The organism is Flavobacterium chryseum, assembly GCF_004362015.1.
Classification (GTDB): Bacteria; Bacteroidota; Bacteroidia; order Flavobacteriales; family Flavobacteriaceae; genus Flavobacterium.
In genome coordinates this window covers 756,208-771,928 of the sequence record NZ_SNWW01000001.1, presented here as the reverse complement: position 1 = coordinate 771,928, position 15,721 = coordinate 756,208, and the positions used below count along the sequence as shown (strand labels likewise).

Below are 15,721 nucleotides of genomic sequence, written 5' to 3'. Positions count from 1 at the left end.
TAGGCGGCTTTTTTTAGACCATTATTACAATTATATAACATTTTGGATGCCTTTAATTTTCTTAAATTAGAAAATTTTAAATAAATTGCAATTTAATAATAAGCTAAAAGCCCAGCAATTCTACTATATGGAGAGTAAGAGAAGTTATACCGCATTAAAAGTACTCTTCAGTTATATTGCCTTGTTAGGATTAGTGGTTACTGTGGGATGGTTTTTGTATTCTGAAAATGTCGTTTACAACAAACTTGAAAATAAGATTGCTTATGAGAAAACCAAAATTTTAAGAGTTAGTAAGCTTTTCTCGAATGTTTACAAAACAGAAAGTTTAGCACGAAAAACGATTCAAACCAATTCTGAAAAAGATTTTAAAAGCTACCTTATTGAAACAGATTCATTAAAATCAAGAATTGATACTTTAAAACAAATTGTTACTACAGATTATCAAAAGGTTTTATTAGATAGCGTAACGTATTTATTATCAGAAAAAACAGAGAACATCAGACAATTAAAAACGATAAAAAACAAAGCCGAAGATGAAGTTTCTGTAAATACTGCCATTGACGAAATTACCAAAATGGAGTTCAAACTCCGAAAACTGGAATTGCAGGATTTTACCAAAAGCCCTAACGATTTGGGAAATTATCAGCGAAATGTATTGCAGAAATACGTTGATTATCTCAATCAGAATATTCCTGATGACAGTACCAACACGTTAAGCAAACAAGCTTCAGATTCTATTTTGGCTAATTCGAAAAAACTTCTAAGTAATGTAAAACTGAAAGCGGAAAAGAAAAAAGAATCATTGAATTTTGAAGAGAATAAACTCCTGAAAAATGAAATTGCTATTTCTGAACAACTTCGAAAAGTACTTCGAATTATTGAAAGAGAAATTATCATCAACTCCATCAAAAACAATTCATTAAAAGAAAAATCATTAAAAAAAGTCAATGAAATTGTCACGGCTTCGGCTATTATTGGTTTAATATTAACGTTGTTTTTCTCTGTTTTAATTGTTAGTGATTATTCGAAGTCGCAAGTGTATAAAAAGCAGCTTGAAATCGCGAATTTCAAAACCAAAAATCTACTTAAAAGTCGGGAGCAATTAATTTCGACAGTAAGTCACGATTTAAAAACGCCGTTAAGTACAATTGTGGGTTATACAGAACTTTTAGGCAATTCTGATGTCAATACAAAGCAATCTTATTTTGTCAAGAACATTAAAAACTCATCTGAATATATCTCGCAACTGGTTCAGGATTTATTGGACTTTTCTCAAATTGAAGCCGGAAAAATTACCATTGAAAAAGTACCGTTTTATTTGCCCGAAATTATTGATGATGTTGCCAAAAACATCCAAACGGTTTACAAACAAAAAGACATTGAACTTATTATTAATGTCGATGAAAAACTGAATACAAAAGTTGTTGGAGATCCTTTTCGTTTAAAACAAATTCTGAGCAATATTATCGGAAATGCCTATAAATTTACTGAAGAAGGTTTTATAAAAATTAGCGCATTTGTAGCCCTTGAGGAACCATTTTTCACCATTACTATCGAAGATACAGGAATTGGAATCGAAAAGAATAATCAGAAATTGGTTTTTGAAGAATTTGCTCAGGCGAACGAAGGCATCGAAAAAAAATACGGCGGAACTGGTTTAGGATTGTCTATTTGCCAGAAAATAATTTCGATTTTGGGCGGAACTTTACATTTGGAAAGTACATTTGGCAAGGGAAGTGTTTTTGAAATTAAATTGCCTTTGTTAATTGACAATAGCAGCGAAAATGGGGTTCCTGAAATTAAAAAACCTATTCGTCTTAATGACAAAAAATATACTTTTATTGTTATTGACGACGATATCAATTTGTTGAATTTAACGAGCGGCGTTTTAAAACAGGAAAATCATCAGGTTTTTTCTTTTGACAGGGCAAACAAAGCTTTAGAAGCAATTTCTCACACTAAATTTGACTTTATTATTACTGATATTCAAATGCCGGAAATGGACGGTTTTCAGTTTGTTGAAAAATTACGAAACTCTCAAAATTCAACTTTTAAAAATCAACCCGTAGTTGCGCTTACAGGAAGAACTGATTTAGATTTTTCGGTTTACACCAAAGCCGGATTTACAACGGTGATCAAAAAACCGTATTCGCCTAAAGTTTTATTAGAAACGATTCAGCAAATTTTAGAAAATGATACGATTCCAACTATTGAGATTAATGAAAAAGAAGAAGTAGCTTCTCCTCATTTATATTCGCTAGAAACCTTAAAAGAGTTTTTAGGCAACGACAATGATGCCTTACGAGATGTTATAATTTCATTTGTAGAAAGTACGGAAGAAAATATAGGGTTTCTGGACAAAGCAATTACTAATAAAAACATTTCAGAAATTCATGCGATTGCCCATAGAATTGCGCCAATGTTCAGGCAAATTCAGGCAAATGATATTGCTAAAATTTTAAAAGATTTAGAAAAAGAAGCATACAAAGAGGAAGATTTAAAAAGTATTTTTGATGATTTAAAAATCAAAATCAATACGCTTTTTGAATCTTTACAACAAGAAATAATTTAGTCTATATTGTAATGTTTCAATTTATTGTAAAGTGTTTTTCTGGTAATTTTAAGCAATTTGGCGGCTTCAGACTTATTATTATGTGCTTTTGACAAGGCATGAATAATCGCTTCTTTTTCATTTTCTGATAATGAAAAATTACTATTAGCAGTACTTTGTTTTTGAATCTGAAAAAACTCGGCAGGCAAAACATCGCTTTCGATAAAATCTCCGCGTGTTAGTAATGTAGCACGTTTTACGCAATTTTGAAGTTCACGTAAATTTCCCGGCCAGTTGTAATTTTGAAAAATAGTAACTACTTCTGGCGAAAAGCCAATAATTTCCTTATTCAATTGCTGGTTGGCTTTCTCCAGAAAATAATCTGCAAAAACCATTAAATCTTCTTCTCTATCTTTTAATGAAGGCGACAAAATCGAAAATTCATTAATTCTATGGTATAAATCTTCTCGAAAATCACCGTTTTTAACGGCTTCACGCAAATCTTCATTGGTTGCCGTTATAATTCTGATATCGACATTTATTTCCTTGTTGCTTCCAACCGGTTTGATTTTTCGCTCCTGAAGCGCTCTAAGCAATTGTATTTGATTTTCGTATGAAAGATTCCCAATTTCATCTAAAAAAATAGTTCCTCCGTTAGCGGCCTCAAAATAACCCATTTTATCGCTAATAGCTCCCGTGAATGATCCTTTCAAATGTCCGAAGAATTCACTTGCTGCCAATTCTTTCGGAATTGCACCACAATCAACCGCAATAAAATTATTGTTTTTTCTATTACTTTGCTGGTGAATACTTTTTGCAATGATTTCCTTTCCTGTTCCGCTTTCTCCAATAATTAAAACAGACATATCTGTAGGACTCACTAATTGAATATGATCCAGTAATTTTTTTGAAGCAACAGAAATTCCCCTTACAAATTCATTTTCAGAAGAAGGTGCTGGTTTTTTTACCGCTTTTTTTTCTTTTGTTGAGATTTCTTCCTGCTCTGGTTCATTTTGCAATGCATTTGTAATTACCAGTAAAACCTCATCAGGATTAAAAGGTTTCGAAATATAATCTGCCGCGCCGTTTTTAATCGCTTTTACAGCAGTATTTACATCTGAATATCCTGTCATAAGCACAACAGGGACTTCAGGGTTTGAATTTTTGAATTCAGTCATAAGTCCAATACCGTCAGAATCAGGCAAACGAAGATCTGTCAAAATCAAATCGAACGATTCTTTTTTGATTGCTAATCTTGCTTCTTCAGCTGAGAATGCAATTGTTACATCGTATGCTTTTTTTACTAGAAATCGCTCTAATAGTTTGCAGAATGAGATGTCATCTTCTATTATTAATATCTTTGGCATTTGCTTTTTGAGACTTTTTGCTAAAATAATACTATTAAACTTGTATTTTCATAAAATTATGCAAAAAAAAAGAGATTGTTTCTACAACAATCTCTTTTTCACCAAAAACATAAATCTAATTCACCTAATTATATTTTTAACCAATTACCATTAACATCTGAATACACAGTAGCCTTTTGGTCCTTGACAGCTATTTCTAATTTGTATTCTTTTTTATCGTTTACAAAAGCTTTAACCAATTTTGCACCTGGATAAGCTGCTTCTAAAGCTGTTTTTATTGGAGTCGGTACAGTTTCTGTACTCACTTCAGTATATTCACTTTGAGCTGCAACTTCCATTTTTACTTCTTCAGAAGGTAAAATTGTAGTAGCATAAATGGATAAACTTCCAAAAACGATAGCTGCTGATAAGATTATCTTTTTCATCTTACTTATTTTTTAATGATATTTCCTTCAGCATCTGTAAATACAGTATACTTTTTATCTCCATTTGAGATTTCAAGTTTATAGTGTTTCTTTTCGTTCACATACGCTTTTTCAAGTTTTGTTCCCGGAAAAGATTTTTCAACCGTAGATTTTACTGCGGCTGGTATTGCATCAGCACTAACTTCAGTGTATTCGTCCTGAATAGTTACTGATTGATTTATTGAATTTGTTGTTAAAGGAGTTGTTGCTGCGTTTACAGTTAAACTTCCTAAAACGATTGCAGTAGATAATAGTAACTTTTTCATAGTGATTGTTTGTGTGGTTTGTTTATATTATTTTTTAAGGATATTTCCTTGAGCATCAGTATAAACAGTAGATTTTACATCTCTAACACTGATATCAATTTTATATTCTTTTTTATCGTTTACATATGCTTTCTCCAATTTTACACCCGGATAAGCATTATCTAAACCTGTTTTTACTGCTGCAGGAACAGAATCTATTTCTTTATATTCGTCCTGAGTTTGTACTGATTGAGTCGTTGCTTTTGAAACAATTGTATTTCCTGCTTGCATAGACAACGTTCCTAGAACGATTGCCGCTGATAAGATTAACTTTTTCATAGCTATATTTTTTAAATTTAATATCTAATTATTTTTTAATCCAAGATCCGTCAGCGTTTGCATAAAGAGAACCTACTTTATCTCCAACGGTAACATCTAACTTATATTGTGAGTTTGCATTTTTATATGCTTTTGAAAGTACTGCATCAGGATATGCTTTTTTAAGCGCCTCTGTAATGGCAGCCGGAACTTCTTCTAGTTTAACCTCAGTATATTCGTCTTGAATTGAAATTGTTTTTACGATTGTATTTGTAACTGGTGAAGTTGAAGCAAATGCTGTGAAACCTCCCAGAATAATTGCGGCTGATAAAAATAAATTTTTCATAATGTTTGTATTTTAATAGTAATAAATGGAATGAGTGTAAGAGAATCTATTTTGGATTATTTTTTAATCCAGGTTCCGTCTGCGTTTGCATAAAGAGCTCCTACTTTGTCTGCAACAGTAACTTCTAATTTATATTCATTTTTTGCATTTTTATATGCTTTCGTAAGTACTGCATCCGGATATGCTTTTTTAAGAGCGTCTGTAACTGCAACCGGAACTTCTACTACTTTTATCTCAGTATATTCATCTTGAATTGAGATTGTTTTTACGATTGTATTTGTAATTGGCGAAGTTGAAGCAAATGATGTTAAACCTCCCAAAACGATTGCGGCTGATAGAAATAAATTTTTCATGATAGTTATATTTTAATATCGTTAATTTTACTTTAGTATTGTTTATTTGAATTTTCACAAGAATCTGTGTGATTATTTTTTAATCCAAGATCCGTCTGCGTTTGCATAAAGAGAACCAACTTTGTCCCCAACAGTAATTTCTATTTTATACTCTGATTTCTCGTTTTTATATGCTTTGTTAATTACAGCTTCAGGGTATGCTTTTTTCAAAGCTTCATTAATTGGAGCCGGAACTTCTTCTAATTTAATTTCTGTGTAATCTTCGTTAATAGAAATTGATTTTACGATTGTATATGAAATTGGTGAAGTTGAAGCGAATGATGTAAAACTTCCCAAAACTATTGCGGCTGATATGAATAAATTTTTCATAGTGTATATATTTAAAATTGTTAATAGTTGTTTACGCTTTAGATAATGAAATTATTATGCCGTAATCGCAAACTGACCTTTCAATGCCCGTAAACACTTAATTTTAAAGGCTTTTACATGAATATGCCAAAAATGAGTATTTATTAAAAGTGTGTAATTTGTTGAATTAGTGTGTAAAAAGTAAACACAATTTGTGTTTACTTACGAAACAACCGGAAATAAGAAAACCCGACAAATTTTAAAATCTGTCGGGTTTAAAAAAATAAGATTGAAAATAAAAAAGGCTGTCAAAATTGACAGCCTTTAAATTTATTCTACTGGATTCATTTTAAAAGTATCCATAAATGCAGTTGTATAATCTCCTGCAATATATCTCGGATCATCCATTAATTGTCTGTGGAAAGGTATTGTAGTTTTCACACCTTCGATAACAAATTCATCCAAAGCTCTGCGCATTTTGCTAATAGCTTCTTCACGAGATTGCGCTGTAGTAATTAACTTAGCAATCATTGAATCGTAATTTGGTGGAATTGTATAACCTGAATAAACGTGAGTATCTAAACGAACTCCGTGACCTCCAGGCATATGAAGCGTAGTAATTTTTCCTGGTGAAGGACGAAAATCGTTATAAGGATCTTCTGCATTAATACGACATTCGATAGCATGTAATTGTGGTAAATAGTTTTTTCCTGAAATTGGAATTCCCGCCGCTACCATAATTTGCTCACGAATCAAATCATAATCGATAACTTGTTCTGTAATCGGGTGCTCTACCTGAATACGAGTATTCATTTCCATGAAATAGAAGTTTCTGTGTTTGTCCACTAAAAATTCTACAGTTCCGGCTCCTTCGTACTTAATGAATTCAGCAGCTTTTACAGCAGCTTCTCCCATTGCAGCACGTAATTCGTCTGTCATGAAAGGTGAAGGCGTTTCTTCAGTCAGTTTTTGGTGACGACGTTGTACTGAACAGTCTCTTTCAGAAAGGTGACATGCTTTTCCGTATGAATCTCCAACAACCTGGATTTCGATATGACGTGGTTCTTCAATAAGTTTCTCCATGTACATTCCGTCATTTCCAAATGCTGCAGCAGCTTCCTGACGCGCACTTTCCCAAGCTTTCAATAATTCATCTTCTTTCCAAACGGCACGCATTCCTTTTCCACCACCTCCGGCAGTTGCTTTAAGCATCACCGGGTAACCAAATTCTTTTGCTAATTGTTGTGTTTGTTCGAAAGATTCTAATAATCCGTCTGAACCTGGTACACATGGAACTCCTGCTGCTTTCATTGTCGCTTTTGCAGAAGCTTTATCTCCCATTTTGTCAATCATTTCAGGAGCGGCACCAATAAATTTGATTCCGTGTTCCTGACAAATTTTAGAGAATTTAGCATTCTCAGAAAGAAATCCATAACCTGGATGTATTGCGTCTGCGTTTGTAATTTCTGCAGCAGCAATTATATTTGACATTTTCAAATACGATAAGTTACTTGGAGGAGGACCAATACAAACCGCTTCGTCAGCAAACTTAACATGTAAACTCTCTGCATCAGCTGTAGAGTAAACTGCTACAGTTTTAATTCCCATTTCCTTACATGTACGAATTACACGAAGTGCAATTTCTCCTCTATTCGCAATTAATATTTTTTTAAACATCTTACTTATATTAAAAATTACAAATTCCAATCTCCAAATTCCAACAATTGGATTTTGTGATTTCTCTATTGGAATTTTTAAAAATTATGATGGATCTACTAAGAATAAAGGTTGGTCAAATTCTACAGGAGACATATCGTCAACAAGAATTTTTACAATTTTACCTGAAACTTCTGATTCGATTTCGTTGAATAATTTCATTGCTTCAATTACACAAAGAACATCACCTTTTGCGATAGTGTTTCCAACTTCAGTGAAAACTGGTTTATCCGGAGATGGTTTTCTGTAGAAAGTACCAATAATTGGAGACTTAATAGTAATGTATTTCGAATCTTCAGCAGCTGCTGGCGCTTCAGTATTTACGTTTACAACTACAGGTGATACCTGTTGAGGAGCTACTTGCGGCAATTGCGCCTGAGTAGGTAATTGTTGTACATACGTAGTTTCAGTAACGTTTCCTTCTAAAGTTGTTCTGATAGTGATTTTTACATCATCCATTTCCAGCTTTACTTCTGCAACTCCCGAATTTGCTACAAATTTGATTAGGTTTTGAATTTCTTTTAAATCCATAATGATTCGTTTTTAGTTTTAATTTATTTTTTATCGTAAGCCCATTTTAGGTAAATAGATCCCCAAGTGAATCCACCACCAAAAGCGGCAAAAATAATATTATCTCCTTTTTTGAATAAGTGTTCAAAGTCGCTTAGTACTAATGGCAAAGTAGCTGAAGTGGTATTACCATATTTTTCAATATTCATTAATACTTTAGAATCATCAAGATTCATTCTGCTTGCAGTTGCATCAATAATACGTTTATTTGCCTGATGAGGCACTAACCAATTAACATCTTCATTAGTCAAATTGTTTCTTTTTACAATCAATTCGCTTGCATCAGCCATATTGGTAACAGCATATTTAAAAACGGTTTTACCGTCCTGAATAATATTGTGCTGTCTGTTTTTAACGGTCTCTTCTGTAGTTGGTATTAGAGAACCTCCGGCAGGAATTTTAAGAAAATCACGCCCTACAGCATCGCTGCGTAAGTATTCATCTTGTAAACCTAAACCATCATAATTTGGTTCGAATAAAACGGCACCCGCTCCATCTCCAAAAATAATACAAGTTGCCCTGTCTGTATAATCTACAATTGATGACATTTTATCGGCACCAATTAATAATACTTTTTTATATCTTCCTGACTGAATGTAAGCTGCAGCAGTAGACATTCCGTATAAGAAACTTGAGCAAGCCGCTTGCAAATCATAAGCAAATGCATTTGTAGCTCCAATTTCTGTTGCAACATAAACTCCCGTTGCGGCTACCGGCATATCTGCTGTAGCTGTTGCCATAATAATCATATCAATCTCTAAGGGATCAATATTAGCTTTAGCAATTAAATCCTGAGCTGCTTTTATAGCAAGGTATGATGTTCCTTTGTCAGCATCTTTAAGAATTCTTCTTTCTTTAATTCCGGTACGAGTAGTAATCCATTCGTCATTAGTATCGACCATTGTTTCCAGCACTTTGTTTGAAAGTACAAAATCCGGAACATAGGCTCCAACAGCGGTAATTGCGGCTGTGATTGTATTCATTATATTTTATTATTTCCTTTCAAATACAATGTATTTGAAAAATTTTTAAAAGACTTGAAAATTACAAAAAAAAACGAAATGAATTTGTAGATAATTTCTTAAAAACAGAAAATTATAACCAACAAAAAAAACTCTCACGATGTGAGAGTTCCGGTATCATTTACAAAAACGTATTAAGCAACCGCTACAGATTTATCGATAACAACTTGCCCTCTGTAATACATTTTACCTTCATGCCAGTAAGCTCTGTGGTATAAATGTGCTTCTCCAGTAATAGGACATGTAGCGATTTGAGCTACAGTAGCTTTATAATGTGTTCTTCTCTTATCTCTTCTTGTTTTCGAGATTTTTCTCTTAGGATGTGCCATTTTACTATATTATTTATCCGTTAATAGTTTCTTTAATTTGTCCCAACGCGGGTCAATATCTTCTTCTTGTTTACTCTCTTCTTTTTGTTCTTTTACTGTTAATTCATTCAGTTTTGTCAAGGCTTCTGTTTTTAAACTTCCATCTTTTACGCCTGGATGAACTCGTTTTAGAGGAACTGAAAGCGCAATCATTTCATAAATGTATTGTGCAATATCTATTTCATGTTCTCCATGCGGTAAGATTAACAACTCTTCGTTATCGTTATTGAATTCATCTCCAAAACGAACAATCAATTTCATTTTCCCTTTTATAGGAAGATCAAAATCTTCGCCAGTCAGATCACAAGGTACATTTACGGTTCCTTTGTGTTTGAACTCCAACTCTAACATGTTGCTTTTCTTATCTAAAACTAAACTCACTTTGATATCCGAACTTTGAAATTCGTCGTAATCAAAGTTCTCAAAGAACGCGTTACTTATTTGATACTCAAAATGGTGTTTTCCTAGCTTTAATCCACTAAATGGAATTAAAAATTCTTTTGTTTTGCTCATTTCAACATCAATTTGCCCCACTCACCTCTCAAACAAGATATCTGAATTGGGGTGCAAAGATATAAAATTATTATAAAACTAATAATCTTATTCACCTTTTTTTGTTTATAACTGTTTTTCTTTTATTTTAAGAGGTTTTTCGCTAATCTCCTCATATTGATTACGCGAGCGAAAAATATCTATAGCAAGGTAAACTGCCTCTTTAAATGAATTAAAATCTGCCATATCTTTTCCTGCAATATCGTAAGCTGTACCATGATCAGGAGAAGTTCGAATCTTATTTAATCCTGCTGTATAATTAACTCCTTTTCCAAAAGACAGGGTTTTAAACGGAATTAATCCCTGATCGTGATAGGTGGCAATGATAGCATCATATTTCTCATATTGACTGCTTCCGAAAAAACCATCTGCAGAAAAAGGACCAAAAACCATTGTTCCGCTTTCAAATATTTTTTTTAAGGCCGGTTTTAAAATCAAATCTTCTTCTTTACCAATAACACCACCATCGCCACTATGCGGATTTAACCCTAAAACAGCAATTTTCGGTTTTACAATACTAAAATCCTGAATTAAAGATTTTCTTATCGTTTCTATTTTTCTTGTAATTAATTCTTCTGTAAGATGCGAGGAAACTTCGTTTAACGGAACATGATCTGTTAGCAAACCAACTCTTAGATTATCCTGAACCATCATCATTAAAGCATTTCCCTCTAATTCCTGATCTAAATAATCTGTATGTCCCGGAAATTTAAAATCTTCCGACTGAATATTGTATTTATTTATTGGCGCGGTTACTAAAACATCAATCAAATCTTCTTTTAATGCTTTTGTAGCGGCTACAAATGATTTTATAGCATACTCTCCTATTTTTTCATCGTTTGCTCCTAAATTTATATCAACTCCTTCTTTCCAAAGATTAAATACGTTTAATTTCCCTGGTACAATCTGATCTAATTTATCAATCCCGTGAAACTGAACTGCTGATGTAAAACTTTTTTTAACGAAAGAAAGAATTTTAGCATTTGCAAAAATAACCGGTGTACACAGTTCTAACATACGAGAATCTTCGAATGTTTTTAATATAACTTCGCTTCCAATACCGTTTAAATCTCCTATTGAAATTCCAACAATTATATTTTCTGCTTTTTTATTCATGAGCTCAGATTATTTATTACTAATTTTGATGTGCAAATTTAGTAAAATAAAACAACAATGTTCACAGGAATTATAGAAACCCTAGGCAGGATTCACGAAATAAAAAAAGACCAAAACAATCTTCATTTAACTGTTGATTCATCGATTACAAACGAATTGAAAATTGACCAAAGTGTTTCGCACAACGGAATTTGCTTAACGGTTGTTGCAATAAAAAATTCTTTTTATACAGTAACTGCAATAGAGGAAACAATTTTAAAAACCAATATTGGAGACTGGCAAGTCAACGATATTGTAAATCTGGAAAGAGGAATGAAACTTGGAGATCGTCTTGACGGACATATTGTACAAGGTCACGTTGATCAAACCGGAATTTGTATTAGGATCGAAGAAGCAAACGGAAGTTGGAATTATACTTTTGAATACGATAAAGACCTTAACAATATCACGATAGAAAAGGGATCAATTACGGTAAACGGAGTAAGTCTTACGGTTGTAAATTCTAAAACAAACGAATTTAGTGTTTCGATAATTCCTTATACTTTTGAAAACACTAATTTCAAAAACTTTAAGGTGGGCACTAAAATAAACTTAGAATTTGATGTCGTGGGAAAATACATATCAAGACTTTATTCGATTAACAAATAAGCCTCGGAATAGGTCATAAAAAAAGCTTCAATTTATATTGAAGCTTTTTTTATTAAGTTATATCTATATATTGTATACATTCCAAAAAACAATGCGCTTATTAACAAAATCACAACATTTTGATCAATTGCACCTCCTACTGGCGGTGGCGGTGGCGCAGCTGGAGCTGGAGGAGTGGGATTTGCTAAAACACTTGAAACATTAATCAAGGTTATAAATAATACTAAAAAAAAAGTTTTTGCTATCTTCATAAATCTCAACTTACTGAAAGCCAAGGAGCTTTCTATTAATCTATCTGCTTATATTATAATTCGCACAAAAACAATGTCTTACGCTTTATTATTTGACAAATGTATAAGATTTTATCATAAATCCAATCTTTTGAACAAAAAAAAGCTTCATAAATAGTTATGAAGCTTTTCGTGGTCCCACCTGGGCTCGAACCAGGGACCACCTGATTATGAGTCAGTTTTAAGTTATTTTAGAATAATTTATTTTTGCTTATTATATCTGTAAATCAGTGTTTTATGAAAATTAAATTATAAAATATATCATTATAAATGATAATATTTGTAGATTTGTTCGTCGATTGTTCGTCGATTTTTTACATGTTTTTCTAGTATTATAAGGCAATTTATCTTCAAATATTCGTCAAATTTATAAATTAAACCTTAAAACAAGATGATTTCTTACAAATTTATAATAAAAGCTACTACAAATACACAAGCAGAATACTCAATTAATCTCGCCTTTGTTAAAGATCGGGTAAACTCTACTTTATCAATTAATAAAAAATGTAAATATGAAGATTGGTCTTTTGACACCCAACGACTAAAAAAAACGCACAAAGAATACAAACAGATTAATGAACTAATAGAGAAGTATTCCAATCGAATTAACGAAATAATTTATGATTTTGAATCGGACGAAACTCCATTTACAATAAAAGATATCATAACTGAATTCAAAAAGAAATCAGGTAAACAGAAAGCTTTGAGTTATACTTATTTTCATGAGAATTTAATTGAAGAAATTAAAAATGAAGGAAAGCTGTCAACTAGTAGCATTGAAAAGGATACACTAAAATCAATACAACGCTTTTTGGGCAGAACCGAGATCACTTTTAGAGATTTATCTGTAGATACAATCTATAAATACCAATCCTTTTTAAATGCCAATAAAAATAGCCAGAGCACCATTGGTATAAGAATTCGAACTCTAAGATCGGTTTTTAATAAAGCAATTAAGAGGGAAATCATTCCTGCTTCTATGTATCCTTTTACTAAATTCAAAGTATCAAAGATTAAGGAAAGTGGTAAAAAAGAATACTTGTCTGAAGAAGAACTCGATTTACTGAAAAAAGCAAATTTATCTGAAAACAATGATATTATTGCTAGAGATATGTTTTTACTAAGCTATTATGGAAGAGGCATTAATTTCATTGACCTTATACAATTAAAGAAAAGGGACTTGTATAAAGAGACTATTACTTATAAAAGAAGTAAAACAGGAGTAATTGTAAATTTTAAATTAAATGATTTCTGGAAACAAAAAATTAGAGAATATGCCTCTCCTGTTGACTCTTTATATATATTCAATATCATTCACAATAATCAAGATTCTAAAACCTATATAAATAACAGAAAGGAAAAATTCCTAAAACTTTATATAAACAAGCCTATTAAAAAAATCATCAACGACTTGGGTATTCACAAAAACATCACTTACTATTGTGCAAGACATACATTTGCTACAATACTGAAATTTAATAATATCTCTGTAGATATTATTAAAGAAGCTTTGGGTCATAAAGATATTAAATCCACTATGTCTTACTTAAATACACTTCCAAGTAACACTTTAGATAAAATGATTGATGATATTATTTTTTAAATAAATGTCTTGTTTTTTATTTTTTTTTAAAAAATCGATTATTAAAATCATAAATGATAACATTATTCAAAACTTCAAATTTCATTAATTTACAAATGTTAAGTTATTTTGTATATTTTTACAATAAAGAAATTGAAGACTTTCTTTACATCTTTTATTAATTACATTATGTTCTTTCATATATTAACTATTCCAGCAAAAATATCACCCTTCTTTTGGAATGCTGGTACCCAATCGTCATGCCGACACCGAAGAATACCGTTATGGGTTCCAGGGGCAGGAGAAAGACAAGGAACTAAAAGGGGAAGGGAATTCAATTAATTATACTTTTAGAATGCATGATCCAAGGATTGGACGTTTCTTTGCAGTGGACCCTTTGTTTAAAAAATATCCTCATAATTCGCCATACGCATTTAGTGAAAATAGTGTTATAGCATTTATTGAATTAGAAGGTTTAGAGAAATATAGTGTTGTTGGTCGTAGTTTTGCTCCTCGGGGATCATTTGAAGGATCAATACTTTTTGAAGGTAAAGCGGATGATAGAACCAAATTTCAAATAGCAAATTATAAAAAAATCTCTGCAAGAATTCATGTTAAATTAGATATTGATTTAGATAAATTTACATTAGGAAAGGAAATTAGTTCACAAGCCTCCACTGCTTCTATTGGTGGTAGTAAATGGGAAATAACTAATCAAAGTATTGAAGCTAAGGGGTATGGCAATAAGAAATCTAAAAACATGATGGTTCAAGGATCTTATAAAGCTAAAAATGGGATGAATGTTGGACCTCCTATTGATATCCAATTTAAAATTGAAATTAATAAAATTGATAATTCGAATAATGTTAAAATTGATGCCACCATCACAGGCAACGTGTTTCCAGCTCAAGAAACTATTATTTTTGATTCAGTTGGAAATGGTCTTTTCTTAGGAACTTCGACTGCAAATGGAGGTCCATTAACAGATGTTTATGGTGATGGAAAGGATAATATTTTAAGTAAAAGATCATTGCTTATTTCAACAGATAAAGATGGTAATTTTTTAGGAGTTTTCACTCAAGATAAAAATGGTCAACAAAAATTACAATCATTAGACGATTGGAATAAGCAATTCGAGGATAAAAAAGTATGGAATAAACAAGATGATAGAGAGGATTATAAAGAGAAAAAAAAATAATGTTTTAGGAGTTATAATATTACTACTCCTGAGTTCGTGTAACTCTGAAATACTTGTATATTCTATTAATAAAGATTTTACGGGTGTATGTGCGGTCTTTATATTTGACGATTTAACAAATACTGAACTTGTTAAAATTAATAATGATGGTCTTTCTCATATATCAGAAACAGACATGAATAAGAATTTTATTTTTATACAAAATAAGGTAGAAATTGAATGTGTGCCCATTGGTTCAAAAACAGATTTGAGGGATTCACATCGTTATATTTTTCAATTAACAAATAATACTATTAGTTCTAAATGTGTAGATTCTGACATAAAAGTCATTACTTTTTTTATTGGAACAAATAAGGATTTTTTGGAATGGAGTAATATGAATAAAGGTGAACTTGAATACTTAAGTGATCTAGGAATAGATTGGTGTTCATATTATAAAGAATTACTCGATGTCCGAAGAGTTAAATAACAAATCTTGTCTTGTGTGTGGTAAATGTCACCCCAATGTTTGAAGAGTTCTTTAAAAATAATAAATTTATCGTGTGGCTGTGCGAATGTCTCCTGACTTCGCACCCGCAACGATAATACTCAAAAGGCATTGATTAAAACAAGAAAACAATAAAAACTACAACCCTAAAAAAGTTGTAGTTTTTTTATTTATGCGTAT

At 31.7% G+C, this 15,721-nt stretch carries 19 protein-coding genes; 5 read left to right on the top strand and 14 right to left on the bottom strand.

From position 1 onward, the window contains the following. Positions 1–127 precede the first annotated feature (127 nt). The gene (locus EV143_RS03205; protein ID WP_133506529.1) at positions 128–2,572 is read left to right on the top strand and encodes a hybrid sensor histidine kinase/response regulator; all 2,445 of its coding nucleotides are present in this window, start codon (positions 128–130) and stop codon (positions 2,570–2,572) included. Here the strand turns inward: EV143_RS03205 and EV143_RS03200 are convergent. The 13 genes from EV143_RS03200 to pdxA all read right to left on the bottom strand — a co-directional run bounded on the left by EV143_RS03200 (position 2,569) and on the right by pdxA (position 11,336). Next, positions 2,569–3,918 carry a sigma-54-dependent transcriptional regulator gene (locus EV143_RS03200; protein WP_133506528.1) on the bottom strand — a complete coding sequence of 450 codons (1,350 nt, stop codon included), beginning with the start codon at positions 3,916–3,918 and terminating at the stop codon, positions 2,569–2,571. The two genes, EV143_RS03205 and EV143_RS03200, sit on opposite strands and share 4 nt — an antisense overlap. A gap of 128 nt (positions 3,919–4,046) precedes the next feature. Next, positions 4,047–4,343: a hypothetical protein gene (locus EV143_RS03195; protein ID WP_133506527.1), complete on the bottom strand. Its 297-nt coding sequence runs from the start codon at positions 4,341–4,343 to the stop codon at positions 4,047–4,049. Between the two features lie 5 nt (positions 4,344–4,348). Then, positions 4,349–4,648 carry a PepSY-like domain-containing protein gene (locus EV143_RS03190; RefSeq protein WP_133506526.1) on the bottom strand — a complete coding sequence of 100 codons (300 nt, stop codon included), beginning with the start codon at positions 4,646–4,648 and terminating at the stop codon, positions 4,349–4,351. A gap of 27 nt (positions 4,649–4,675) precedes the next feature. Next, entirely contained in the window at positions 4,676–4,966 is a 291-nt protein-coding gene (locus EV143_RS03185; RefSeq protein ID WP_133506525.1) for a hypothetical protein, read from the bottom strand. A gap of 28 nt (positions 4,967–4,994) precedes the next feature. Then, positions 4,995–5,291, bottom strand: a complete 297-nt coding sequence (locus EV143_RS03180) for a hypothetical protein (protein WP_133506524.1) — start codon at positions 5,289–5,291, stop codon at positions 4,995–4,997. Positions 5,292–5,347: 56 nt separating this feature from the next. Then, complete coding sequence (locus EV143_RS03175; protein ID WP_133506523.1) at positions 5,348–5,644, bottom strand: hypothetical protein; 297 nt, start codon at positions 5,642–5,644, stop codon at positions 5,348–5,350. Between the two features lie 72 nt (positions 5,645–5,716). After that, positions 5,717–6,013, bottom strand: coding sequence for a hypothetical protein (locus EV143_RS03170; protein WP_133506522.1), 297 nt, complete (start codon positions 6,011–6,013; stop codon positions 5,717–5,719). Between the two features lie 309 nt (positions 6,014–6,322). Then, positions 6,323–7,669, bottom strand: coding sequence for an acetyl-CoA carboxylase biotin carboxylase subunit (gene accC / locus EV143_RS03165; RefSeq protein WP_133506521.1), 1,347 nt, complete (start codon positions 7,667–7,669; stop codon positions 6,323–6,325). A gap of 84 nt (positions 7,670–7,753) precedes the next feature. Beyond that, positions 7,754–8,239: an acetyl-CoA carboxylase biotin carboxyl carrier protein gene (accB, locus tag EV143_RS03160; protein WP_133506520.1), complete on the bottom strand. Its 486-nt coding sequence runs from the start codon at positions 8,237–8,239 to the stop codon at positions 7,754–7,756. A 23-nt stretch (positions 8,240–8,262) separates the two neighbouring features. Continuing rightward, the gene (locus tag EV143_RS03155; RefSeq protein ID WP_133506519.1) at positions 8,263–9,261 is read right to left on the bottom strand and encodes a beta-ketoacyl-ACP synthase III; all 999 of its coding nucleotides are present in this window, start codon (positions 9,259–9,261) and stop codon (positions 8,263–8,265) included. A gap of 173 nt (positions 9,262–9,434) precedes the next feature. Beyond that, positions 9,435–9,629 (bottom strand): 50S ribosomal protein L32, encoded by a 195-nt coding sequence (gene rpmF, locus EV143_RS03150; protein WP_007137315.1) that lies wholly within the window; start codon positions 9,627–9,629, stop codon positions 9,435–9,437. Positions 9,630–9,638: 9 nt separating this feature from the next. Continuing rightward, complete coding sequence (locus tag EV143_RS03145) at positions 9,639–10,181, bottom strand: YceD family protein (RefSeq protein ID WP_133506518.1); 543 nt, start codon at positions 10,179–10,181, stop codon at positions 9,639–9,641. A 105-nt stretch (positions 10,182–10,286) separates the two neighbouring features. Further along, a complete protein-coding gene (gene pdxA, locus EV143_RS03140) occupies positions 10,287–11,336 on the bottom strand; it encodes a 4-hydroxythreonine-4-phosphate dehydrogenase PdxA (RefSeq protein WP_133506517.1) in 1,050 nt (349 codons plus the stop codon). 57 nt (positions 11,337–11,393) lie between these two features. Here pdxA and EV143_RS03135 point away from each other — a divergent pair, with 57 nt between their 5' ends. Then, positions 11,394–11,984 (top strand): riboflavin synthase, encoded by a 591-nt coding sequence (locus tag EV143_RS03135; RefSeq protein ID WP_133506516.1) that lies wholly within the window; start codon positions 11,394–11,396, stop codon positions 11,982–11,984. A gap of 32 nt (positions 11,985–12,016) precedes the next feature. Here EV143_RS03135 and EV143_RS03130 read toward each other — a convergent pair whose 3' ends face one another. Beyond that, entirely contained in the window at positions 12,017–12,235 is a 219-nt protein-coding gene (locus EV143_RS03130) for a hypothetical protein (RefSeq protein ID WP_133506515.1), read from the bottom strand. A gap of 430 nt (positions 12,236–12,665) precedes the next feature. Between EV143_RS03130 and EV143_RS03125 the strand changes: the two genes are divergently transcribed. The 3 genes from EV143_RS03125 to EV143_RS03115 all read left to right on the top strand — a co-directional run bounded on the left by EV143_RS03125 (position 12,666) and on the right by EV143_RS03115 (position 15,523). Continuing rightward, the gene (locus tag EV143_RS03125; RefSeq protein WP_132037301.1) at positions 12,666–13,877 is read left to right on the top strand and encodes a site-specific integrase; all 1,212 of its coding nucleotides are present in this window, start codon (positions 12,666–12,668) and stop codon (positions 13,875–13,877) included. A gap of 220 nt (positions 13,878–14,097) precedes the next feature. Then, positions 14,098–15,054: an RHS repeat domain-containing protein gene (locus tag EV143_RS03120; RefSeq protein ID WP_132037295.1), complete on the top strand. Its 957-nt coding sequence runs from the start codon at positions 14,098–14,100 to the stop codon at positions 15,052–15,054. Then, positions 15,020–15,523, top strand: a complete 504-nt coding sequence (locus EV143_RS03115; protein WP_132037296.1) for a hypothetical protein — start codon at positions 15,020–15,022, stop codon at positions 15,521–15,523. The genes EV143_RS03120 and EV143_RS03115 overlap by 35 nt, the downstream gene beginning before the upstream one ends. Positions 15,524–15,721: the final 198 nt, after the last annotated feature.